The sequence below is a fragment of the Actinacidiphila sp. bgisy144 genome (assembly GCF_057708105.1).
This window is the reverse complement of sequence record NZ_JBYIRM010000007.1, coordinates 108,907-132,191: the sequence shown is the minus strand read 5'-3', so window position 1 is coordinate 132,191 and position 23,285 is coordinate 108,907. Positions and strand designations below refer to the sequence as shown.

Here is a 23,285-nt window from a genome sequence, read left to right as displayed (position 1 = left end):
CCAACCGCCCCCGCACGCACGGCACCTACTCATATCCGCTTCACCGCATCGAGGTTGATCCGTCATGGATGCCACCGTCATCGGGATCGGCGTGCTCGTCGCCGTCCTCCTGCTCATCGCCCTGGGCGTGGCCGTCACCGTCACCAAGCTCTTCCGCAAGGTCTCCCAGGGCCAGGCGCTGATCGTCTCCAAGTCCAAGCACGTGGACGTGACCTTCACCGGCACCGTCGTGCTGCCGGTGCTGCACAGCGCCGAGGTGATGGACATCTCGGTGAAGACCATCGAGGTGCAGCGCACCGGGCGCGAGGGCCTGATCTGCCAGGACAACATCCGCGCCGACATCCATCTGACGTTCTTCGTCCGGGTCAACAAGACCAAGGAGGACGTGATCAAGGTGGCGCAGGCGATCGGCACCGAACGCGCCAGCCACCAGGACACGTTGCAGAAGCTGTTCAGCGCGAAGTTCTCCGAGGCGCTGAAGACGGTCGGCAAGCAGCTGGACTTCGTGGACCTCTACACGCACCGCGAGCACTTCCGCGACCAGATCATCCAGGTGATCGGCACCGACCTCAACGGCTACCACCTCGAGGACTGCGCGATCGACTTCCTGGAGCAGACCCCGCTCACCCAGCTCGACCCGGCCAACATCCTCGACGCGCAGGGCATCCGGAAGATCACCGAGCTGACCGCGATCGAGCACGTGCGCACCAACGAATTCCAGCGCACCGAGCAGAAGGAGATCACCCGGCAGAACGTCGAGGCCCGGGAGACCATCCTGGAGCTCGAACGCCGCCAGTCCGAGGCCGAGATCAAGCAGCGCCGCGAGGTCGAGACGCTGCGGGCGAAGGAGGAGGCGGTCACCGCCAAGGTGCAGGAGGAGGAGCGCCTCGGCGCCCAGGGCGCGTTCCTGCGCACCGAGGAGCAGTTGGGCGTGCAGCGGGAGAACCAGGCCCGCGAGGTCGCCGTCGCGCAGAAGAACCGCGAGCGGGTGATCGCGGTGGAGAACGAGCGGATCGAGAAGGACCGGGTGCTGGAGGTCATCGCCCGCGAACGCGAGACCGAACTCGCCCGGATCTCCAAGGAGCGCGAGGTCGAGGGGGAGCGGCGGGACGTCGCCGACGTGGTGCGCGAGCGGATCGCGGTGGACCGCACCGTCGCCGAGCAGGAGGAGTCGATCAAGCAGCTGCGGCTGGTGCAGGAGGCCGAGCGGGAGCGGCAGGCGCTGATCATCACCGCGGAGGCGCAGGCGCAGGAGCGGCTGGTCAAGGACATCAAGGCCGCCGAGGCCGCGGAGCAGGCCGCGCAGCACAAGGCCCGCGAGTCCCTGACGCTCGCCGAGGCCCGCCGGCAGGCCGCGCAGATGGACGCCGACGCGAAGATGCGGCTGGCCGAGGGGGTGCGCGCGGAGGCCGCGGCCAAGGGACTGGCCGAGGTCGAGGTGCGCGAGCGCAGCGCCGCCGCCATCACCAAGGTCGGCGCGGCCGAGGCCGAGGCGACCACCGCCCGGCTGAAGGCCGAGGCCGAGGGCGCCCGCGCCAAGTCCCTCGCCCAGGCGGAGGGCACGGCGGCGCAGGCCACCGCGGAGGCCGCGATGATCGGGGAGAAGCTGAAGGCGGAGGCGGCCGGGCTGACCGAGAAGGCCGCCGCGATGGCCGCACTCGACGACGCCTCGCGCGGCCACGAGGAGTACCGGCTGCGGCTGGCCGCGGAGAAGGACGTCCGGCTGGCCGGGCTCGACACGCAGCGGCAGATCGCCGAGGCGCAGGCGGCGGTGCTGGCCACCGGGCTGGAGAAGGCGGACATCAGCATCGTCGGCGGCGAGGACGTCTTCTTCGACCGGCTGATCGGCGCGGTCAGCGCGGCCCGCTCGGTGGACTCCTTCGTCGCCAACTCCGAGGCGGTGCGGACGGCGGCCGCGCCGTGGCTGGACGGGTCGGAGCGGTTCACGCAGGACGCGACCCGCGTGCTGTCCTCGCTGGGCGCGGGGTGGGGCGGGATGAGCGTGGCCGGGCTGCTCGGCCGGCTGATCGCGGACGGCGGCCCGCAGGCCGGCGGGTTCCGGCAACTCCTGGAGCAGGCACGGGCGATGGGGATCGCGGACGAGGTCCTGTCGGGGGTCGTGGGAGCGGCTGCCGGGGGCGCCGCGGGGGTTCCGGGTGCGGCGGGTGCCGCCGGTGGGCCCGCGCCGGTGCCGGCCGCGGCGACCGGCTCGGCGAACGGACTGGCGAAGAAGTGAGCGAGCAGGTCTCCACCGAGGGGCCGGCCGGGGACGCCTACCAGGTGCTGCGCACCCGGCTGACCGGGACGGCGCACGAACTCGCCCGCCGCGCCGAGGCGTTGAACGCGGCCCGGCAGGAGGTCTTCGGCTCCGCCGAACTGCGGCTGGCCGGCGCCGAGCGGATGCGCACCGCCCGTCCGGCGCTGCCCGGCGACATCGCGCCGGTCGGCTCCTGGCTGCTGTTCGCGGCGAACCCGGCCGAGGTCGAGGACGTCGCCGACGTCTTCCAGGTCCGCCCGGCGGACGACCTGGAGGGGGCCGGGGAGGCGGCCGGGGAGGCGGCCGGGGAGGCGGCCGGGCCGGCCGGGCTGCTCGACGACCCCGGCTTCGTACGGGACTTCCACGAGTTGTACCGCTACTACCGGCAGACCCGGGTGGTGCGGGTGCGGGCCTGGGAGGGGCGGCTGCTCGCCGTCTTCCGGACCGGCGCGGGCGCCGCCGACGTCAAGGCGCTGGGCTGGCGGATCGGCCGCGACGGCCGCTGCGCGTACGAGGGCACCGCCCGCGAGGAGCCCGCCGAGCCGGCGGAGACGGTGCGCTGGAGCGCGGTCGGCCGCGAGGCGTACGTCCCCGGCCGCCACCCGCACATCGCGCTGGCCGCGCCCGACGGCGGCACCCTCACGCTCGACACGACCGGCGGCGTCCTCGCGCTGCGCACCGGCGGCGCCGTGCACGAGGAGCCGGTCGACGACGCCCTCCAGTCGCTGGCGGACGCCGACGTCGCGTACGCGGGCGCCGGGCCGCTGGTGCTGCTGCGGGTGCGCCCCTACCGGGAGTCCGCCGACCGGCACTTCGCGGTCAACACCCGCACCGAGCAGGTCGAGCGGATCGACGCGCTCGGCCAGGTCTGCCTGCGGCTGCCGGACGACCAGGGCGTGGTCTTCCCCGGCGGCTACGTGCTCGCCACCGGCGGCACCCGCACCTTCGACCTGGCCGACCTCGCCGGCCGCGCCGAACCGGCCGCCGAGCCGGGCGCGTTGCCCGTTTCCGGCGAAGTCGCCCCGGCCACCCTGGAGTTCGAGCGCGTGGTGCGCTCGGCCAACGGCGAGGACGTGCTCTACGTCTTCCACGCGCCCGCCGACGGCCACCGGCTGCTGCTGCCGTACAACCTCATCCGCAAGGAGGCCGCGGCGCCGCTGCACGTCCAGGGCAGCGCGCTGTACGAGGACGGCACCCTGATCACGCTGCGGCCCGCGGAGGGCGGCGAGCCCGGCCGGGTGCACACCCTCCAGCGCTGGCACACCCCGTTCCTGTCCGACACCTGCGCCGCCGCCCGCCCCGTCGGCGACGGCCCGCTGGCCCGGATCGGCAACCCGGACCTGGTCCGGGCGGTCTCCGACGCGCTGTCGGTGGCCCGCGCGGCGCTCGCGCCCGAGCCCGCCGCGGCCGTCTACGAGGCGCTGGGCAGCGCCGCCGAACGCGTCCTGGACCGCCACCACTGGCTCGCCGACCCGGCCGCGCAGGACCTGGCGGCCCCGCTCACCGTGCTCCGCGACACCGCGCGGCAGGTGCTCGCCGAGTACGCCCGGGTGCGGGAGTCCGCCGCGCAGGCCGCCGCGGCCGCCGACGAGGCCGAGGCGCGGATCACCGCGCTGGGCCGCCGGGTACGCGGTGAGGCCGCCGCGTCCGCGGACGAGTGGGTCGCCCGACTCACCGAACTGCGCTCCTGCCAGGGCCGGTTGGCAACCCTGCGGGAGATGCGGCAGGCCGACCCGGCCCGGCTGGACGCACTGAACGCCCTGCTGGCGACGGAGTTGGCCGAAGCGGTGTCCCGCGCCGCCGCGCACTTCGCCGACGAATCCGCCTTCGACGGCTACCGGCAGCGCGTCGCGGACATCGCCGCGCAGATCCCGGCGGCCGGGACCGCCGCCGGCACCGAGCCGCTGGCCGACGCGCTGGACGAGCAGGCCGCGGGCCTGGCCACCGTCACCGAGACCGCCGGCACCCTGGAGATCACCGACGCCACCGTCCGCACCCGCATCCTGGCCACCGCCGCCGACGTGCTCGGCGCGGTCAACCACTCAAGGGCCGTACTCGCCGCCCGCCGACGGGAGTTGCTGGCCGCGGAGACCGGCGCGGAGTTCGCCGCGCAGAGCGCGCTGCTCGCCCAGAGCATCGGCGCCGCGCTCGACGCGGCGGGCACCCCCGAGGCGTGCGAGGAGCAGCTCGGCCGCCTGCTGGTGCAGATCGAGAACCTGGCCACGCGCTTCGCCGCCGACGAGGAGCGCCTCGCCGCGCTCGACGCGCGCCGCGAGGAGGTCCGGGAGACCTTCGCCGCCCGCAAGCAGGCGCTCGCCGACGAACGGGCCCGGCGCGCCCAGCGGTTGACCGCCAGCGCCACCCGCCTGCTCGACGGCATCCGGCGCCGCGCGGCGACCCTGGACAGCGCCGACGCGATCCACACCTACTTCGCCTCCGACCCGCTCGCGGCCGAACACCAGCGGATCGCCGCGGAGTTGCGCACCCTCGGCGACCCGGCCCGGGCCGCGGAGCTCACCGCGGCGCTCGCCGCCGCCCGCCAGGCCGCCACGGCCGCCCTGCGCGACCGCCTCGACCTGTACGAGGACGGCGGCGCCGCGATCCGCCTGGGCCGGCACCGCTTCGCGGTCAACACCCAGCCGCTGGACCTCGCGCTCGTCCCGCACGCGGGCGGCCTCGCCTTCACCCTCACCGGCACCGACTACCTCGCGCCGGTGGCCGACCCGGCCTTCGCGGCCACCCGCGCCTTCTGGTCCCGGCCGCTGGTCTCGGAGTCCCCGGAGCTGTCCCGCGCGGAGTTCCTCGCCGGCGGCCTGCTGCTGGACCGGCTCGCCGACGGTTCCCCGGCCGCCGCGGACATCCCCGGCGCCGTACGCTCCGCCGTCGCCGAGCGCGCGTCGGAGGGGTACGAACGGGGCGTGCACGACCACGACGCGGTACTGCTGCTCACCGCGCTGGCCGAACGCGCCGCGGTCGCGGGGCTGTTGCGGTACTCCGCGGCCACCCGCGCGGGCGGACTGCTGTTCTGGACGCAGGCCGCGCCTCCCGCCGAACAGGCCGCCTGGACCGCCCGGGCCCGCTCGCTCAGCCGGGCGAGGGCCGCCTTCGGCGGGGCGGGCGCCGGGCAGGCGCTCGGCGAGCTGGCCGCGGAAGTCGGCGCGCGGGCCCGGTACTTCCTTCTCGGCGCCGACCTGCCCGCGCCCCTGGCGCCGGAGTCGGCGACGGACGCCCAGCTGCTGGGGGAGTACCTGGTCGCCGAACTCGCCCACGACCAGGAAGGGTTCGTGCTCGGCCCGGGCGCCCGGGCGGTCGTGGCGCGGCTGACCGAGGCGCTGGGCGGGCCGGACGCGGTGCCGTACAAGGAGTTCGGCGCCGATCTTGACGCGCTCGGCGGGGAGTCGGGCGCGGGCCTGGGCGCGCGCTGGCAGCTCGCCCGCGCCTGGCTGGACCCGTTCGCGGACGGCCCCGACCTCGTGGAGGCCGCGGCCGGGCTGCTGTGCGGCGCCGGCACCGTACGGTACGAGGTGGACGCCGACGTCGAGGTGACCGTACGCGGGCTGCTCGCCGCCCACCCCCGGGCGGTGGACGGCACGATGACCCTGCGGCTGGACGAACTCCTCGCCCGGGTACGGCGGTTCACCGCCGAGGACGTGCCCGCGTACCGCGCCTACCAGCGGCACCGTACCGCCGTGGTCGCCGCCGAACGCGAACGGCTCGCCCTCGACGGCTACCGGCCGCGCCCGCCCGCCTCCTTCGTCCGCAACCGGCTGCTCGACGAGGTCTACCTGCCGCTGGTCGGCGACAGCCTCGCCAAGCAGTTCGGCCCGGCCGGCGGCCTGCTGATGCTCATGTCCCCGCCCGGGTACGGCAAGACGTCCCTGGTGGAGTACGTCGCGAGCAGCCTCGGGCTGGCGCTCGTCAGCGTCTTCGGGCCCGCCCTCGGCAGCGGCACCACCTCGCTCGACCCCGACCGCGCGCCCGACGCCGCCGCCCGGCGCGAGCTGGAGAAGGTCCGGCTCGCCCTGGAGATGGGCTCCAACGTGCTGCTCCACCTCGACGACATCCAGCACGCCTCGGCGGAGTTCCTCCAGAAGTTCATCCCGCTGTGCGACGCGCAGCGCCGGATCGAGGGGCCCACCGGGGCGTACGACCTGCGCGGCAAGCGGTTCGCGGTCTGCATGGCCGGCAACCCCTACACCGAGTCCGGCGCGGTCTTCCGGGTGCCGGACATGCTGGCGAACCGGGCCGACGTGTGGAACCTCGGGGATGTGCTCACCGGGCGCGAGGAGCTGTTCGCCTTCTCCTACGTCGAGAACGCGCTCACCGCCAACCCCGTGCTCGCGCCCCTGGCCGGGCGGGACCGGGCGGACCTCGACCTGCTGGTGCGGCTCGCCGCCGGCGACCCCACGGCGCGCCCCGCCGACCTGGTCCACCCCTACGCCCCGGACGAGCGGGACGAGATCCTCGCCGTCCTACGGCACCTGCTGCGGGTCCGCGACACCCTGCTCACCGTCAACGCCGCCTACATCGACTCCGCCGGGCGCTCGGCCGAGTCCCGCACCGAGCCCCCGTTCCTCCTCCAGGGCTCCTACCGCAACATGAACCGCCTCGCCGCGCGGATCACCTCCACCATGAACCGCGCCGAGGTCGACGCCGCCCTCACCGACCACTACCGCGCCGAGGCCCAGACCCTCGCCCACGGCGCCGAAGCCGCCCTCCTCAAACTCGCGGAGCTGCGCGGCACCCTCACCCCCACCGAAGCGCTCCGCTGGTCCCGCCTCAAAGCCCCCTACACCCCCTGACCGCCGCCGCGGCCGAGGGCGGGGTGCCGCCGGCCTGCGGCACCGCCCACGCCACGGCTCATGAGAACGGCTGTGCCGCGGTGCGGTGGTGGGATTCCCAGTCGTCGTGGATGGCGGTGAACGCGGGTCGGACGTGCTGGTCGAGGTAGTCGATGCGGGTCCGCAACCTTGTGATGAGCGCGGCGAGTTCGTCCGGGTCGTGGCAGATCGTCTCCTCGGTGTCGCTGACCTGGATGGTCAGGACCGGGTGCACGGGCCGCTCGGGGGATTCACGGTCGACGCAGGGGTGGCAGGTGATCGCGCCGAAAGGCGTCGCGTAGCCGTCGATGTCCGTACCGTGGTCCGAGCCGGTGAGGGAGCCCGGCACGCCGTCGAAGTAGTGGAACAACTCGACATCGACTGCGGCGACGGGAAGACGGGCAGGGGCGACGTCGGAGGCGCTGGGGTCCTCGAACACCCACGGAGGCAGGTATCCCGACACGGTCACGCCGTTGGTGGCGGTGAGGCGCCATGTGCGGGGTGTGCCGGTGGTGCGTAACGCGGCAACGGCGTCTTCGTGACCGTTCACGGTTCCACGTCCTTCGACGGCTCGTCGGCGTGCGCGGTGTGCTCGTCCAGTAGGGCGCGGAGGAAGGTGAGCGATGCCGCCGGGGGCAGTGCGATGTCGCGTAGCGCGTCCAGCATGCCGCGCAGGGATTCGATGTCTTCGGGGTCGTCGGTGAGGTGGTCGCGCCAGCCGCCCTGCATGGAGGCCACGGCGCCTCCGTCGTGGAGGTAGGCCAACTCCAGGGGGCAGCGCACGTGGTGGGGACCGGCGTCGAGCGGCACCACGTGCAGGACTACGCCCGGCCACTGGGCGGCCTCGATCAGGTGCTCCAGCTGGGCGGTCCAGGTCTTCGTGTCCCGTGCTGTGCGGCGCAGTGCCGCTTCGTCGATCAACGCCCGGTAGCGCACACGCGTACTGGTCAGGCGTGCTTGCCGGTCGTGGAGGGCCTCGATCCGCTGGTCCGTCTGCTCGTTGCCGAGCTGCGCGAGGTGGAGGAGTTCCCGTGTGTAGGCGCTGGTCCGGAGGAGCTCGGGGAGGGTGGTGGGGGCGTATTCGAGGATGTTGGTGGCCTTCGCCTCGTACGGTCCCATGTCCCCGGTGAGTCGGCGGTCGTGGAACTCGTATTTGGCCAGGTGCCACAGCCGCTCCAGGAGGTCCCCGGTGCCGTACACGGTGTCCAGGGTGCGGGCCACGAGCACGTGCCCCAGCCGTTCTCCCTTCTCCAGCCGGTGCAGATACGACTGCTCGTAGGTGCACCGTTTCCCGAGCTCCATCAGGCTCATCCCCGACTTCTCCCGCAGCACGGCGAGTTGGTACGCGTACATCGCCCGCGCCGAGAACCACTCCTGCGGAATCCCTTTCCTCCACCCGCCGCCGGCGCTCGCACCTACGTCATCGGCCATACGAATGCCCCTTTCTCTTTTTCTGGAGTCGTCCGGGAGGCAAGTCAACGGCGGTGTGAGCCGGAGCGGCAGCGTTCGCCGAGGGGTGCGTTCGCACGGGAGGTTCGGTGCGGGACGAGGGGGTTCATCGATGAACCCCCTGTCGCACGCCATCGCTGCGTGACAGCATTGCCACGTGCCGTCACTGTGCGATGGCGGGGGGATCATGGACAGAGGGCCCAACCACCGGCTCGCCATGCTGATGGCGGAAGCCGGCGCTTCCAACAAGGGCTTGGCCCGCCGTGTGCGTGATGTCGCGATGCGCCACGGAGCGCGTGTCGGCACGACGCATGTGTCGGTTCAGCGCTGGCTCGACGGCGCAGGCATCCAGGCGGACAACGCGGCCTACGTAGCCGAAGCGCTCGGCGCCAAGTTGGGCCGCCGGATCACGGCTTCCGACCTCGGCTTCGTCGGCCTCACGATCAGACCGGCACCAGTCGGCATCAGCTACGCCGTGTCCCTTACTGACGCGCTCGGCGTCCTCGACGGCCTGACGCAGCTCCGGCCCGAGGACAGCTCGCCCGCCGAGGAACTGCCGCACGACAACGAGGTCGACTCCGCGGTCCTGTCCTGGATGGTCTCGCGCCCGGACGGGCTGCCGACCGGCAGAGAAGGGCCTCGGCGCATCGGCATGCGGGACGTGGCGGCCGTACGGACGGCCAACGCGATGTTCATGCGGCTGGACTTCCTGTTCGGCGGCGGCCACGGCCATGCCGCGCTTCGGCACTACTTCCGCCAGGAGGTGCTGCCGCTGCTGAACGGCGGCTACTCCGAGAAGGTCGGCAGGTCCCTCTTCGCGGCGGCCGCCGAAATGGGCGAAGTCCTGGCGTGGACCGCCTACGACGTCGGCAATCACCAGCTGGCCAACCGCTACCTGCTTGCTTCGCTGCGCCTTACCCAGGTCATCGACGACCGCATGATGGGCGCCACGATTCTCGCCAACATGAGCCACCAGGCGAACTACTTGGGCAGAATCCCGCGAGCCGCCCGGCTTGCGCGGGCGGCTGTCGAAGGAGGCCGGTACCGGGCAACCCCGCGTGCCCGCGCCATGTTCGCCGCCCATGAGGCGCGTGCCCTGTCCAACTCACAGGACTCCGTCGGGGCTTCGCGCGCCATGAACGAGGCAGAGCACCACTTCGAACAGGCGGACTCCGCCACCGATCCGGAGTGGCTCGCCTACTTCGGCGAGGCCGAGCTGATCGGCGAGTTCTCGCACTGCTTCCGCGACCTCGAGCGTCCGGCCGACTCGATGCGGTTCGCGCAACTCGCGGTCGAGAAGACCGCGCCCCAGTACGCCCGCACACTCGCGTTCTGCCGGATGGTCCTTGCGCAGAGCCAGTATCTGAACGGCGACATGGACGCCGCCGTCGCGACTGCCACGACAGCCGTGCGGGAAGGGGAGTCCTTGCGGTCGGCCCGATTCAGGCACTACGTCACCGCATTCCAGCGGAGGATCTCACCGCACGCGTCGCACGCCGTCGTGCGCGACTTCAACGAGCATGTGCGGGTCGCGCTCGCCGATTCGGAAGACGAGTAAAGGGACTATCCAGGCTGCCAGTTGCGGGGTGTGCGGTCATCTCGCAGCGAAGCGATCCGCCGAGTGTACTCGGCGGCTGTCTCCGCGTTCTCCTGGACGTTCTGCATGAGCCAGGTGGTCATCTTGAACTCCTGGATCGCACACAGCGTCTCGAAGCCCGGCCACTCCCGCAGATCCCGGCCGTACGCATTGCTGAACGCCGTGTACTGCGCGTCGGACATCCAGCCGAGACGGTCGTATTCGTGAGCCGCGACCATGAGGTCCCACTCGCCGTGGTCCCAGCAGAAGGTCTCGAAGTCGATCAAGTGGACACGGCCCTGGCGGTCGACCATCAGGTTGCTCGTGTGGGCGTCGCCGTGGACCGGCCCACGCGGGAGACCGAAGTCCAACTTCGTCATCGAGCGGCCGAGTTCGACCCGACGTTTCCGCAGGAAGTCGCGGTCTTCCTCCGGGATGCCGACGGCCTTCTCGATCCTCAGCGCCGAGCGGCCCAGAGCGTCGAACCGGGGCAGATCCAGGCCACGAGGCACGGGCAGCGCGTGAAGGTCACGGAGTACCGTGCCCAGCTCTCCGTAGGTCGCCTCCCGGTCGCCTTCTTCGATCAGGTGCCAGAACGTCACCGGGTGGCCTGACACCATGACGGTCTGCTCGACATCCTCGACGATCCGTGCGGCGGGGAGCCCTTCGTCCGCAAGCCAGCGTGCGACCCGCACTTCCAGTTGTGCCGCTTCCAGATACTCCGCGGAGCGCGCGATCCGTACGATCACCGGGCGCCGGCCCAGCCGGAACAACGCGTTCTCGCCGAGCCGGATCAGGCGGGCGCCCTCGGCGTCCAGGCCCACCGCGCGGCACGCCTCCGCCATCACCCGGTGCCCCCGGGCGGAGGTGAGTCCCCCATGTCCGGTCGCGGCTTCGGACGACGGCATTCCGGCACCACTCTCCAGGTTCGCTTCACGTGTGCCACGGGGCATCGGCCGTGCGCCAAGGCTGCCGCGTGCCCGCGGCGACTGCCCGTCCGACGGTATCCGACGCGCGCCGGCGCTACGTGCCGGAGATGAGGGTCGGCACGGGCAGGGGGAGGAGGAGCCTGCGCAGGAGGGGGAGGAGGGCGAGGGAGAGCAGGGTCCCGAGGAAGAGCCCCGCAAGGACGTCGTGGGGGTAGTGGACCCCGATCCACACCCGGGACGCCCCGAGGAGGAGCGCGAAGGGGACGGCGATCAACCCGAGCCGCCGGTCGACGAGAAGAAGCGCTACGGCCGCGGCCGCGGCGATGGCGGAGTGGTTGCTCGGGAAGGACCAGTCCCCGAGCGCGGGGCACGCCTCGACCGTCGGCGCGACGTGCAGCGTCTGGCAGGGCCGTTGCTCGGTGAAGAAGGACTTGACCGCGTCGTTCGCGAGGTAGGCGAGCACCACGGCCACCGGCACGGCCAGCACCCCCGCCATCCGCAGCCGGTCACCGCTGCCCCGCGCCCGCCACCACGCGCCGACCATGAGGACGGCGAACACCCCGAGCCCGTAGTCGCTGAAGAAGCGGACGACGTCGTCGAGCGGCCCGGGCGTGTGCTGCGCGAGCCGCACCACCCAGCGGTAGAAGCCGGCGTCGAACTGGGCGTTCATGAGCCCTCCCGTGAGGTGACGGCGTGGCGGCCCTCGCCGTTGGTACGTGTGCGGTCGCGGTCGCCGCCCGTACGGCGTCCGCGCCGCAGCTCGAGGGCGAGCGGGAGCAGCGACAGGATGACGACGACGGCGACGATCGGCAGCAGGTAGTGGTCGACGTTGGGGACGGAGGAGCCGAGGGCGTATCCGGCCAGCACGAGTCCGACCGTCCAGACGGCGCCGCCGACCGCCTGCCAGAGTGTGAAGGTCCGGACGGGGACGGCCAGCGCCCCCGCCAGCGGGTTGAGCACGGTGCGCACGACGGGCACGAAGCGGGCCAGTACGACCGCCCGGGCGTGGCCGTAGCGGGCGAGGAGTTCCGTGGCGCGGGCCGCGCCTTCGTGCAGGCGGCGGGCCCGGGAGCGGGCGAGGAGCGCGGGCCCGGCGCGGCGCCCGAGCAGGTAACCCGTTTGGGCGCCCAGCAGCGCGCCGGCGAGGGCGGCGGTGAGCACCTGCCACAGCGTGAGGTGGACGGTGCCGGAGGCGCCCGGCGCGCACAGCAGCCCGGCGGTGAACAGCAGCGAGTCGCCGGGCAGGAAGAACCCGACCAGCAGCCCCGTTTCGGCGAAGAGCACCACGGCGATGCCGAGGGCGCCGAAGGACGCCAGGACGGAGTTCGCGCTGAGCGGATTCATCGCGAGGTCCACCGCGAGATGCGGGGCGAGGTGCGCGGCCGGGACCGCGCCATGGGCGAGGTGGACGGACTCGGGCAGGGGCATGGCGGTGGGGCCCTCCCATAATGGTTCCGGGGGCGCGTGCCGCGCCGCCGACCGACTACAGTGATGTAGTCGGTCTACAGCACTGTAGACGAACTGGCCGGAAGGGGCGATCGAGCCATGCCGGAGCCGAGCGCGGGCCGCCGCCCCGCGGGCGAGCTGGAGGCGAGCGTCCTGGCCGCCCTCTGGGCCGCCGGCGGCCGCCCGCTGACCCCCGCCGACGTGCAGCGCGAACTGGGCACCGCCCTCGCGCGCACCACCGTCACCACGATCCTGGCCAGGCTGCACGAGAAGGGCTCGGTCAGCCGGGCCCGCTCCGGCCGCGGCTACGCCTACCTGCCGGTCCAGGACTCCCCGGGGCTGGCCGCCCGCCGGATGCGCAGCGAGCTGGACAAGTCCGCGAGCGACGACCGCGGCACCGTACTGGCCCGCTTCGTCTCCGGGCTCGACCCGGACGACGAGAAGGTGCTGCGCGAGCTGCTGGCGCAGGCGGAAGGGGCGGAGGGGGCGGCGCCCGGCGCCACCGGTCCCCGCCCGGACGAGGCCGTGGACGGCAGGGTCGTGGACGGCAGGGCAGCGGACGGCGGGGCCGTGGACGGCGGGGCCGCCGTACGCAACGGGGAGGCGCCGTGAACATCGCCGTCTGGCTGCCCCTGCTGCTGCCGCTGCTCGCGGCCCCCGCCGCCCGCCGGCTGGCCGCCGCCCTCCCGCCGCGCGCCGCCGCCTGGCTGCTGGCCTCCTCCGCCGCGCTGCTCGCCGCGTGCAGTACCGCCGCGCTCGGCCTGCTCGCCGGGGCGGGCGCGCTGCGGCTGCCGCCGGTGGCCGCGTTCGGCCACCTCGTGCTGCCCGTGGTCGGCGACCAGGTGACCGTGCCGGCCGCCTGCGTGGCCGCCGTGCTGCTCGCCGCCGTCGCGGTCGCGCTGGTCCGGGAGGTCCGCCGCCACCTGCTGCTGCCCGCCCGGGCCCGGCGCGAGGCGGACCGCTACGGCTCCGCCGCCGGCGACCTGACCGTGCTCAGCGACTCCCGGGCCGACGCGTACGCCCTGCCCGGCAGCTTCGGGCAGCCCGGGCGGATCGTGGTCACCTCCGGGATGCTGCGGGCGCTCGACCCGGCCGAACGGGAAGTCCTCCTCGCCCACGAGCGCGCCCACATCACCGGACGCCACCACCTCTTCCTCACCGTGCTCGCCCTCGCCTGCGCCTGCCACCCGGCGCTGCGCGTCCTGCGCACGCCGCTGTCCTACGCCCTGGAGCGCGGCGCCGACGAGGCCGCCGCCACCGCCGTCGGCGACCGCAAGGTGGCCGCCCTCGCGATCGGCCGCGCGGCCCTTGCCGGGCACACCGCCGCCGTCCGGCCGCACGCCGCCCTCTCGGCCACCACCGGGCCCGTGCCCATGCGCGTCTCCGCCCTCCTCACCCCCCGCCGCGCCCGCGCCCCCCGCGCCCTCGCCGCCCTCCTCGCCGCCGCGCTCACCCTCTCCGCCGGCTGCGCCCTGCACGCCGCCTACGACCTCCACGGCTCCATCGAGGTCGCCCAGGGCGAACCGCGTTAGCCCGCCCCGCGGGGTGCGGGAGGATGGGGGCATGGACTGGCTCGATACGGCGGACACGGAGGTCGCGGCCTCCCGGCTCGCCGGGGCGGGGGAGCAGTGGACCGGCGCCGCCGCCGAGGCGTACGCGGACGTCGTACGGCAGGCGGTGGCACGCGGCTGGCAGGACGCGGACCTGGTACGGATGGCCGGGCGCGAGCTGGGCACCGACCACCACCGGCTCGCCGAGGCCCTCGCCGCGCGGCCCGGGCGCAAGGCGCTCGCCGCATACGTGGCCGACCAGCGCCTCGACCGCTTCTCGGCCGCCCTCCTCGTCGTCGAGCTGCTGCGCCTGTACGCCACCCTCCCCCCGATCACCGCCCTCACCCCGCCTCCACCCCCGCACCCGGGGGAAGGGGCCGCCGCAGGCACCACCGGGAAGGCGCTCGCCCGTATCCGCGCGCTGCTCGCGAAGGCCGAGTCCACCGGCTTCCCCGAGGAGGCCGAGGCGCTGTCGGCGAAGGCCCAGCAGCTCATGGCCCGGCACAGCATCGACACCGCCGCCCTCGCGGCCGCCGGCGGCACCGGCCCGGACGCCCCGACCACCCGCCGGATCGGCGTGGACCGCCCCTACGAGGGCGCGAAGGCGCTGCTGCTGGACGCGGTCGCGGCCGCGAACGCCTGCGAGTCCGTCTGGTCCGCGGAGTACGGGTTCTCCACCGTCGTCGGGCACCGCGCCGACCTGGAGGCGGTCGAGGTGCTCTTCACCTCGCTGCTGGTGCAGGCCGACCGCGCCCTGCACCGCGGCCGCACCTCCCGCTCCCGCGACTTCCGGGAGTCCTTCCTGATCTCCTACGCCGCCCGGATCGGCGAGCGGCTCGCCGCCGCCACGCGCGCCGAGGTCGCCGACGCCGCCCGCACCGCCGGCCCCGCCCTGCTGCCCGCCCTCGCCGCCCGCGACCTCGCGGTGCGCGACACCACGCGCCGCCTCTTCCCCCGCACCACAGCGACCCGCCTCAAGGGCCGCGACCCCGACGGCTGGCGCGACGGCCGCACCGCCGCCGACCACGCCCGCCTCGGCGGAAGTTGAGGGCGGTTCAGCCGCGGGCGGTGTCGATGACGCAGAAGCGGTTTCCCTCGGGGTCGGCGAGTACCACGAAGTCCGCGTCGTCCGGGTAGCTGTCCCACTCCACCCGCCGTGCGCCCAGCGCCAGGAGCCGTTCGACCTCGGCCGCCTGGTCGGCGGCGTCGTCGGCGTAGAGGTCCAGGTGCACCCGCGGGTGGTCCTGGACCTCGGTCGCGCTGCGCTGGAGCGCGACCTGCGGCCCGGTTCCGTCGGCGGGCACGAGCACGACCCAGTCGTCCTCGGGCGCCTCCCGGGGCACATAGCCCAGCGCCCGCGTCCAGAACGCTTGTGCCCGCGCCACGTCGGCGGCGCCCAGCACCACGGAACCGACCCTCAGCATGCCGCGCACCCTTCGCCGTTGATCCACGTCCGCCCGGCGCAGTGTGCCGGGCCCGGGCCGAACCGGGCAAGGGCCCGGGGGAGTCAGGTGGCCAGGGGGGTGAGGACCATCGGGCGGACCTTGCCCTCGATCATCGCGCCCAGGCCGCGGACGGCGACGGTGTCGGGGCCGGGGGCGACGTGGACCGGCATGTTCGTGGCCTCGCGGAGCATCTGGTCCAGGCCGGGCATCTGCGCGCTGCCGCCGGCCAGCATGATGCCGCGCTCGGCCAGGTCGGAGACCAGGTCGGGGGCGCAGCGGCGCAGCACCGAGGTTATGCCGTCGAGCACCGCGTTGAGCGGGGTCCGCATCGCGTTGCGCACCACCTCGGTCTCGACCAGCACCGAGCGGGCCAGACCGCTGGCCATGTCCCGGCCGTACACCTCGGTGGTGGTGGGCCCGCCGGCCGCGGCCGCGCCGAGCACCTGGTGCAGCGGCCGCACCGCCTGGCTCGGCAGCATCAGCGCGTGGTTGCTGCGCAGGTGGTCCACCACGGACCGGTCGATCGCCTCGCCGCCGACCGGCACGGTCTCCGCGGCCACGATCGCGCCGAGGGACAGCACCGCGACCTGCGTCGTACCGGCGCCGCACACCACGATCATCGTGGCCTCGGGGTGCTCCACGGGCAGGCCGCAGCCGACCGCGGCGGCGATCAGCGTGTCCACCAGCTCCACCCGGCGCGCGCCGAGCCCGTACAGCGTCTCGACGGCGGCGCGGCGGGCGACCGGGGCGCTGTTGTGGGGCATGCACACCGCGGCGCGCATCACCGCGGTGCCGCGCAGCCGCAGCCAGCGCCGGCCGAGCTTGTCGCCCAGCACGTGCCGCAGCATCCGCTGGGCCATCTCGACGTCCACGACGACGCCGCCGGAGACCGGGCGGACCACCCGGATGTGGGCGGGGGTGCGGCCGGCCATCAGCTCGGCGTTCTTGCCGACGGCGATCAGCGCGCCGGTGCGGACGTCCACCGCGGCGACGCTCGGCTCGTCCACGACGACGCCGCTGCCGCGCAGGTGGACCCGGGTGCGGGCGGCACCGATGTCCACCGCGACGGTGCAGCGGCGCAGCTGGGGCAGGGTGGGGGAGAGGAAGGTGGGGTTGGGGTTCACAGTGCGCTCCCGTACGGCAGGTTCCGCGGGTGGTAGGTGGCCAGCGCCCAGATCACGAAGGTGTCGATCGCGATCATCACGATCGCCCAGATCGGCTGGTAGGGCAGGAACATGAAGTTCGCGATCAGGTTCAGCCCGGCGATGAAGATGCCGATGTAGCGGGCGAATGACAGACCGCGCAGCAGGAAGTAGCCGACCAGCAGGGCGATCACGCCCAGGACGAGGTGGATGACCCCCCAGGCGGTCACGTCGAACTTGTAGACGTAGTCACCGCGGGTACGCACGTAGACGGAGTCCTTGGCGATGCCGACGATTCCTTCGAGGACGGCGAGCACGCCGTTGATCATCAGCATCAGCCCGGCGAAGACGGCGCCACCGGTGGCCCAGGCGCTGCGGGTGTCCTCGCGCGGGTCACGGCCGGTGGAGCCCTGGGGTATCGACCCGGAAGACGGTCCTTCTGAAGGAGAGTGGCTCATGACACGAGGATTGGCCCGTCCTGCGGGCCGGGCCAGTGATGATGCGCCGAACGGGCTGCCGCCGTACGGGTCGGTCCGCGCGGGGGCGCGGCCGCGTGCTTAGGCGGGCGGGGGCCGGGCGTGGTACGCGCACCGCCCCCGTACGGCGCGGAGGCGCGGTACGGGGGCGGCGTGGGCGGGGCCGTGCGGGACGGGTGCCGGGCGGGCTACTCGGCGTCCTCCAGGCGGAAGCCGACCTTCAGGCCAACCTGGTAGTGCTCGATCTCGCCGTCGACGATGTGCCCGCGCACCTGGGTGATCTCGAACCAGTCCAGTTCGCGCAGGGTGCGCGAGGCGCGGCGGATGCCGTTGCGGACGGCGGCGTCCACGCCCTCGGGGGAGGTGCCGACGATCTCGGTGACGCGGTAGGTGTGGTCGCTCATGGCGATGTCCCTTTCGTGTGGGGGAACTCGGGGGAACTCGGGGAACTCCAGGTGAGCCAGGGGGACTTGGGGCGGGCGCGGGGAACGCGGGGGGCCGGCGCGCTCGGACTCAGTGGTGGAAGGCGGTGGCCACCGCCTCGGAACGGTTCAACGGGTGCGGCTGGCGCCGCAGTTCGGGCAGCAGCGCGGCCACGTCGTCCATCAGCAGGTCGGCCAGGTCCGAGGAGAAGCCGTTGCGGCACACCACCCGCAGCACCGCCAGATCCTGCCGGTTCGCCGGGTAGGTGTACGCCGGGACCAGCCAGCCGCGTTCGCGCAGCCGCCGCGAGACGTCGAACACGTCGTACGCCGTCACGTCCGGCGCGGTGGTGACCGCGAACACCGGGAGCTGGTCGCCCCTGGTGATCAGCTGGAAGTCGTCCAGGGCCTCGAAGCGGCGGGCGGTGCTGGTGGCGACGTCCCGGCAGGACTGCTGCACCGCGCGGTAGCCGTCGCGGCCCAGCCGCAGGAACGAGTAGTACTGCGCGACCACTTGGGCGCCCGGGCGGGAGAAGTTCAGCGCGAAGGTGGGCATGTCGCCGCCGAGGTAGTTCACCCGGAAGACGAGTTCCTCCGGCAGCGCCTCCGCGTCGCGCCACAGCGCCCAGCCGACACCCGGGTAGACCAGGCCGTACTTGTGGCCCGAGGTGTTGATCGACGCGACCCGCGGCAGCCGGAAGTCCCACGTCAGGTCCGGGTCGAGGAAGGGCGCGATCATGCCGCCGGAGGCGCCGTCCACGTGCACGGGGATGTGGATGCCGGTGCGCTGCTCGTAGTCGTCGAGGGCGGCGCAGATCTCCGCGACGGGCTCGTAGGAGCCGTCGAAGGTGGAGCCGAGGATCGCCACCACGCCGATGGTGTTCTCGTCGCACAGCGCGAGCGCCGCCTCGGCGTCCAGGTGCAGGCGGTCGCCGGTCATCGGGGCGAGCCGGGGCTCCACCTCCCAGAACGTGCAGAACTTCTCCCAGCACACCTGCACGTTGGCGCCCATCACCAGGTTCGGGCGGGCGGTGGCCGGGTAGCCCGGGGTGCGCTTGGACCAACGGCGCTTGAGCGCCATCCCGGCCAGCATGCAGGCTTCGGAGGAGCCGGTGGTCGAGCAGCCGACGGCCGCGTTCGGGTCGGGCGCGTTCCACAGGTCGGCGAGCATCGACACGCAGCGCCGTTCCAGCTCGGCGGTGCGCGGGTACTCGTCCTTGTCGATCATGTTCTTGTCGACGCACTCCGCCATGAGCACGTTCGCCTGCGGCTCCATCCACGTCGTCACGAACGTGGCGAGGTTCAGCCGGGAGTTGCCGTCGAGCATCAGCTCGTCGTGCACCAGCTGGTAGGCAGCCGCCGGGGTCATCGGGCCGTCCGCCAGACGGTGCTTGGGCGGGGCGGTCTGCATCGCGCCGACCGGGTCGGCGTCGCCCAGGTAGAACGGATTGACGGAGACCTCGTGCGACGAGCCCGAGCCCTTGTGCAACGACATGGCGGGGAACCTTCCCAACAGCGGAGCCGTGAGCGTGACCGTACGTGCCCGACGTTACGACGACCCGGCCGCCCGCGCAGGGGGTACGGCCGGTCCTCAGGGCTCCCGCGCGAGCAGCGCTTCCTGCGTGAAGCGGTGCAGGGAGCGGGCGAACGCCTCCGCCTCGGCCGGCGGCCAGTGGGCCAGGTAGGCGTCGAAGCGCTCCGCCAAGCGGGCGCGCATCCGCGTCACCACCCGGGTGCCCTCGTCCGTCAGCACCAGCAGGTTCGCGCGGCGGTCACACGGGTCCGGCTCCCTGCGGAGCAGGCCCGCCGCCTGCAAACGGTCCGCGTGCCGGCTCACCACCGAGCGGTCCAGCCCGATGTCGTGGCCCAGCCGCGCGGCGCTCTTCGGGCCGCCCCGGGCGAGGCCGCTCAGCACGGGATACGTCGCCTCGTCCAGCGCCGGGCCCAGCCCCGCGGTCAGCTCCCCGTACACCACGGCACGCGATTCCCGGCGGACGATGTCCCCGAAGTCCTCCGCGATCCGCTCCCCCGCACTGCCTTCCCTCATCCACCCACCTTAATTCCCCCACCCCCGCAGATCCCGCCCCTTGCGGTCCCTCGCCATCCGCGGGTGCGCAAGGGGCAGGACCTGACGCCGTCAGAAGCCGAGGGAGTGGAGGAGGGCGGCGTTCTGCTGGGTGGTGCGCCACAGGGCGGACTGGCGGTCGTGGACGTCGGCGACGGCCGCTTCGTGGTGGGTGAGGAGGGCGGCCGCGCGGGCGGTGAGGCGGGTGGAGAGGTCGCGGTCGTGGACGGAGACACCCCACTCGGGGCGCTCGATGTCGGCGAGGAAGTACGCCATCTTGGGGTGGGAGATGAGGCTGATGATGGGGGTGCCGCAGCCGAAGGGGAGCATGCCGGCGTGGCCGCGCATGCCGATGACGAGCTTCGTCCGGGCGTAGGCCGCCCGGATCTCGTCGTTGTCGAAGTCGTACATGGGCACCACGGGGAGCGCCACACCGTGCTCGCGCCGCAGGTCGTAGGCGATCCGCTCGTCCTCCACGGTGTGCGCGACGCACCGCACCTCCGCGTAGGAGCCCAACGCGCGGACGGCGGAGGCGAGTTCGGCGAGGAAGTGGCCGTAGTCGTGCCCGAAGCGCAGCCCGGCGCGGTCGTACGCCGCGTTGAGGAGGACCGTGTCCTCGCGCTGTTCGGGATCGCGCCACCCGCGGACGATGTGCCGGGTGACCGTGGTGGGGCAGGGCTGGAACCGCACCTTGTCATGGAGCTCGGGCGGCAGCAGGCGCCGCACCTGCGCGATCGACCCGTGGTTGCGCAGCCCGAAGAACGCCGCCTTCTCCGCCAGTTTCCGCAGCGCCGTACGGAACCTCTCGTGCCGGTAGGACTGCCCGTCGAAGAGGTTGAACCCGACCGCGTAGACGGCGATGGGCACCTCGATGCGGTCGAGCAGGTCGTCGGGGACGTTCCACTGCCACGCGCTGTTGCCGTTGGGCATCGTGTCGGGCAGGAACAGCCCGCCCCCGCCGATCACCAGCCCACGCCGGGAGTTGACGCGGGCGAGGGCCGCCTCGTCGAAGAGCCGGTGGGCGTGCACGGAGTGCCAGCGGCGCGGCCCGGGATCGGGGTCGAAGGCCAGCCGTACGGCCTCGGGCAGCACCTTGTCCCCGGCGTTGCCCTGCTGCGGCATGTAGAACGCGACATGCGCCAACTGCTCCCGCGGGTCCGCCGGTTCAGCGGCCGGCGCGGTGGCACCCGCCTGCTCCGCGGGACCGTCGACCGCGGCGGCCCGCACCAGCATCTGCCGGCACGGCCGGTGCGTCGGGTCCGCGTCGAGCCCGGCCAGCGCCAACTCCCGTGCCGCGTCGTCGTCCCCGCGCACCCAGGCGATCTGGGCCAGCCGGGCGAAGGCGGGCGGCGCCCAGTTCGGGGAGGCGGTCGCCAACCGCAGGTGCGCCCGCGCCTCTTCGTCCCGCGACACGCTCATCAGCGCCTGGCCGTACACCTCGTGCGGCCAGGCGTCGTCCACGGGTATGCGCACCGAGCCGAGCAGGTCCACCGCGTCCTGGTACTCGCCCGCGGCGATGTACGAGGCCGCCACCCGCCGCGCGCAGCCGACGTCGCCGGTCCGCGCGGCGTGCGGGGCGCCGAAGTGCACCAGCAGGTCGTGGTGCGCGGCGCCGGACAGCGCCATGAAACGGGCCTGGAATCCGGCGAGTTCGGCGCCGAAGTCGGCGGAGTCAGCCAACTCCGCTTCCAGGAGCTCAGGTTCGGCCGCCGCGAACACCCCTTCCGGGTCCAGCGGCACGAACTCCTCGCCCGCGAGAGCCAGCGCCTGCGCCAACACCCCCGCCGCGCCCCGCTCCCGCGGATACGCACCCTGCGACGCCACCTCGTCCAGCCGCGCGCAGAACGCGTCCGTCAGGTGCTCCCGCTGCACCACCAGCACCTGCGTGCCGGGCGTGTCCCCGCCGGGCCGGTACGGTGCCGCCGCCAGGCCCCGGCGCAGCGTCAGCAGCCTGCCGAGCGGGCCGCACACCACCCGCTCGGCGTCCAGCACGATCACCGTGTCGTAATCACGCAGCCGGAACGCCTCCAGCACGCCGAAGGCGCCCGGCTCGACGGCACCACCGGACGCCTTCGCCCACGACGCGAGCCGGGCCGCCGACTCCGTTGCCACACGCCGCAGTTCGGCGCGCGGGTGGTAGGCGGCGACGCGCTGCGCGGCGCCCTCGGGCAGGCCGTCGTGCAGCACCAGGAAGTCCTCGCACACGGTCTGGTTGGTCAGGGCGAGGCCGCGCAGCAGCGCCGGCAGGGCGGGCAGCCGGTCGGTGTCGGCCCACACGGCGAAGGCGATCCGCCGCTTTCCGGTGAGCGCGGCAGCGGACGGGGGCGCCGCCGGTGCGGGGTGGGTGGTGGCGCTCATCGCAGTGAGATCACCGGTCCTGCGACGTTCCGGGCGCGTTCCATGACCCATGCTTTCTGGCTGGTGGCCGCCTCCTGGCCCGCGACGGGTATCGACGCCGCGCCGGGCAGGCGGAAGGGGGGTGTGCGGTGGAAGTCGAAGCCGATCAGGTCCAGCCGCGGGTTCACGTCGAGGAAGTCCAGCAGCCACATCGCCTCGAACGAGCAGGTCGGCTCGTGCGGCCAACTCCCCTCGTCCAGACGGCCGATGCCGCGTACCGGCGCCCGTAGCGACTCCTCGCCGGCGTACCGCTGGGCGCCCGGGACCAGGCGGGTGCGGACGTCCGCGCGCCACGCCGCCGCGCTGTCGCCCAGCACCAGCCGTGTGGATACCGGGCGGTCCCAGTTGAACACCTTGCGGTGGCCGGTGACATGGAGGTCGGTGCGGGTGCCGGTCGCGGCCGGGTCGATCACGTACGACGTGAAGCGGACCACCACGTCGTACGAGTCGATCAGCTCGCCCAGCGAACCGTCCCGCACCGTAACGGAGTTGGCGACCAGGCAGACCGAGCGGCCGACGAGCTGGTTGCGGAGCCCGCCGAGGTCGAGCCAGCCGGTGCCGGCGTACGTCGGGTCCGCGATCGGGGCGCGCAGGCGGTGGCGGTGCTGGTCGGCGTAGAGCCCGATCACCCGGGCGAGTGCGCCCGGGTCGTCCGCGGCGTGCGGGAGGCGCTCCTCGATGTGGCGCACCGCGGCCGATTCCAGGGCGCGTACGGTGCCGGGGGTGCCCTGCGGAAGCAGCGCGGCCAGGGCGCGTTCCTCCGGGAGGGCGGTGCGCAGTGCCGTCGCCCGCGTACGGGCGTGCGTGTCGTGCGGGGCCAGCTCCACGCAGCGGTCGTACGCCGCCAGGGCCGCTTCCGTGTCGCCCTCCGCTTTCAGGGCGCGGGCCCTCAGGCGCCACGCCGCGCGGTGGTTCGGGCGCAGCGGGAGGACGGTGGACGCGACGGTCAGGGCGAGGTTGCGGCCCGCGTCCCCAGCGGAGAGTGCTGCTTCGCCCGCGGTCACGAGGGCGTCGAGCAGGTCGTCCGTCACGGCCGGGCTCACCGGGGTGTCCTGACCGAGTTCGTCCGCCGACGGCAGGGCGATGAGGCGGCGCCGCAGCTGCGGGTGGTCGTCCTTGCCGCGGACCGCGGTCAGGGTGCCGCACACCCGGGCGCACTCTTTCAGGCAGTCCGCCACGGTCACCTGCGGCCACGTGCGTTTCCGCGGTGCCGCCGCAGCGGGTTTGCGGGCCTCTTGCGGTTCCGGCGCGCCCTTGTGGCGTGCGGTGAACCAATGGCCCCGGCTTGTTGTCACCGCGTGAACGCTACGG

General features: G+C 73.7%; 18 protein-coding genes and 1 pseudogene. 6 read left to right on the top strand and 13 right to left on the bottom strand.

Annotated features, from left to right (window positions below; translation table 11 throughout):
- Window positions 1–64 precede the first annotated feature (64 nt).
- Both AC3EVP_RS10860 and AC3EVP_RS10855 read left to right on the top strand, forming a co-directional pair.
- Window positions 65–2,236 carry a flotillin family protein gene (locus AC3EVP_RS10860; RefSeq protein ID WP_435128516.1) on the top strand — a complete coding sequence of 724 codons (2,172 nt, stop codon included), beginning with the start codon at window positions 65–67 and terminating at the stop codon, window positions 2,234–2,236.
- On the top strand, window positions 2,233–7,059 hold the full coding sequence (locus AC3EVP_RS10855) for a DNA repair ATPase (protein WP_435128513.1): 4,827 nt from the start codon (window positions 2,233–2,235) through the stop codon (window positions 7,057–7,059). The genes AC3EVP_RS10860 and AC3EVP_RS10855 overlap by 4 nt, the downstream gene beginning before the upstream one ends.
- A gap of 58 nt (window positions 7,060–7,117) precedes the next feature.
- Here the strand turns inward: AC3EVP_RS10855 and AC3EVP_RS10850 are convergent, their stop codons facing one another.
- Together AC3EVP_RS10850 and AC3EVP_RS10845 are read right to left on the bottom strand one after the other, a co-directional pair.
- Window positions 7,118–7,627, bottom strand: coding sequence for a hypothetical protein (locus AC3EVP_RS10850; protein WP_435128510.1), 510 nt, complete (start codon window positions 7,625–7,627; stop codon window positions 7,118–7,120).
- A complete protein-coding gene (locus AC3EVP_RS10845) occupies window positions 7,624–8,508 on the bottom strand; it encodes a helix-turn-helix domain-containing protein (RefSeq protein WP_435128507.1) in 885 nt (294 codons plus the stop codon). The genes AC3EVP_RS10850 and AC3EVP_RS10845 overlap by 4 nt, the downstream gene beginning before the upstream one ends.
- Before the next feature lie 235 nt (window positions 8,509–8,743).
- On the opposite strand from AC3EVP_RS10845, the gene AC3EVP_RS10840 reads away from it, so the two are divergent.
- Complete coding sequence (locus AC3EVP_RS10840) at window positions 8,744–10,084, top strand: NsdA family TPR-like regulatory protein (protein WP_435128504.1); 1,341 nt, start codon at window positions 8,744–8,746, stop codon at window positions 10,082–10,084.
- Window positions 10,085–10,089: 5 nt separating this feature from the next.
- On the opposite strand, the gene AC3EVP_RS10835 is transcribed toward AC3EVP_RS10840, so the two are convergent.
- From AC3EVP_RS10835 to AC3EVP_RS10825, 3 genes are all read right to left on the bottom strand, one after another.
- Window positions 10,090–11,010 carry a phosphotransferase enzyme family protein gene (locus AC3EVP_RS10835; RefSeq protein ID WP_435128501.1) on the bottom strand — a complete coding sequence of 307 codons (921 nt, stop codon included), beginning with the start codon at window positions 11,008–11,010 and terminating at the stop codon, window positions 10,090–10,092.
- A 115-nt stretch (window positions 11,011–11,125) separates the two neighbouring features.
- A complete protein-coding gene (locus AC3EVP_RS10830) occupies window positions 11,126–11,701 on the bottom strand; it encodes a phosphatase PAP2 family protein (RefSeq protein WP_335970604.1) in 576 nt (191 codons plus the stop codon).
- Window positions 11,698–12,375 carry a DedA family protein gene (locus AC3EVP_RS10825; RefSeq protein WP_435128877.1) on the bottom strand — a complete coding sequence of 226 codons (678 nt, stop codon included), beginning with the start codon at window positions 12,373–12,375 and terminating at the stop codon, window positions 11,698–11,700. Before AC3EVP_RS10825 ends, AC3EVP_RS10830 begins: the two co-directional genes overlap by 4 nt.
- Window positions 12,376–12,576: 201 nt before the next feature.
- Between AC3EVP_RS10825 and AC3EVP_RS10820 the strand changes: the two are divergent.
- The 3 genes and pseudogenes from AC3EVP_RS10820 to AC3EVP_RS10810 form a co-directional block, all read left to right on the top strand.
- Window positions 12,577–12,957: pseudogene (locus AC3EVP_RS10820) on the top strand (BlaI/MecI/CopY family transcriptional regulator); the annotation flags it as partial.
- A gap of 128 nt (window positions 12,958–13,085) precedes the next feature.
- Window positions 13,086–14,009, top strand: a complete 924-nt coding sequence (locus tag AC3EVP_RS10815; RefSeq protein WP_335970606.1) for a M56 family metallopeptidase — start codon at window positions 13,086–13,088, stop codon at window positions 14,007–14,009.
- A 31-nt stretch (window positions 14,010–14,040) separates the two neighbouring features.
- Window positions 14,041–15,075, top strand: coding sequence for a DUF2786 domain-containing protein (locus AC3EVP_RS10810; protein ID WP_435128497.1), 1,035 nt, complete (start codon window positions 14,041–14,043; stop codon window positions 15,073–15,075).
- A 7-nt stretch (window positions 15,076–15,082) separates the two neighbouring features.
- Here the strand turns inward: AC3EVP_RS10810 and AC3EVP_RS10805 are convergent, their stop codons facing one another.
- The 8 genes from AC3EVP_RS10805 to AC3EVP_RS10770 all read right to left on the bottom strand — a co-directional run bounded on the left by AC3EVP_RS10805 (window position 15,083) and on the right by AC3EVP_RS10770 (window position 23,122).
- Window positions 15,083–15,451 carry a VOC family protein gene (locus AC3EVP_RS10805; RefSeq protein ID WP_435128494.1) on the bottom strand — a complete coding sequence of 123 codons (369 nt, stop codon included), beginning with the start codon at window positions 15,449–15,451 and terminating at the stop codon, window positions 15,083–15,085.
- 83 nt (window positions 15,452–15,534) lie between these two features.
- The gene (locus tag AC3EVP_RS10800; protein ID WP_335970615.1) at window positions 15,535–16,596 is read right to left on the bottom strand and encodes a rod shape-determining protein; all 1,062 of its coding nucleotides are present in this window, start codon (window positions 16,594–16,596) and stop codon (window positions 15,535–15,537) included.
- On the bottom strand, window positions 16,593–17,072 hold the full coding sequence (locus tag AC3EVP_RS10795) for a DUF7144 family membrane protein (protein WP_335970616.1): 480 nt from the start codon (window positions 17,070–17,072) through the stop codon (window positions 16,593–16,595). Before AC3EVP_RS10795 ends, AC3EVP_RS10800 begins: the two co-directional genes overlap by 4 nt.
- A gap of 206 nt (window positions 17,073–17,278) precedes the next feature.
- A complete protein-coding gene (locus tag AC3EVP_RS10790; protein ID WP_335970618.1) occupies window positions 17,279–17,494 on the bottom strand; it encodes a dodecin in 216 nt (71 codons plus the stop codon).
- Window positions 17,495–17,603: 109 nt separating this feature from the next.
- Window positions 17,604–19,007: a glutamate decarboxylase gene (gene gad / locus AC3EVP_RS10785; RefSeq protein ID WP_335970620.1), complete on the bottom strand. Its 1,404-nt coding sequence runs from the start codon at window positions 19,005–19,007 to the stop codon at window positions 17,604–17,606.
- 96 nt (window positions 19,008–19,103) lie between these two features.
- Window positions 19,104–19,559 carry a MarR family winged helix-turn-helix transcriptional regulator gene (locus AC3EVP_RS10780; RefSeq protein WP_435128489.1) on the bottom strand — a complete coding sequence of 152 codons (456 nt, stop codon included), beginning with the start codon at window positions 19,557–19,559 and terminating at the stop codon, window positions 19,104–19,106.
- A gap of 90 nt (window positions 19,560–19,649) precedes the next feature.
- Window positions 19,650–21,935: a polysaccharide pyruvyl transferase family protein gene (locus AC3EVP_RS10775; protein WP_435128486.1), complete on the bottom strand. Its 2,286-nt coding sequence runs from the start codon at window positions 21,933–21,935 to the stop codon at window positions 19,650–19,652.
- Complete coding sequence (locus AC3EVP_RS10770; RefSeq protein WP_435128483.1) at window positions 21,932–23,122, bottom strand: tetratricopeptide repeat protein; 1,191 nt, start codon at window positions 23,120–23,122, stop codon at window positions 21,932–21,934. Before AC3EVP_RS10770 ends, AC3EVP_RS10775 begins: the two co-directional genes overlap by 4 nt.
- Window positions 23,123–23,285 lie beyond the last annotated feature (163 nt).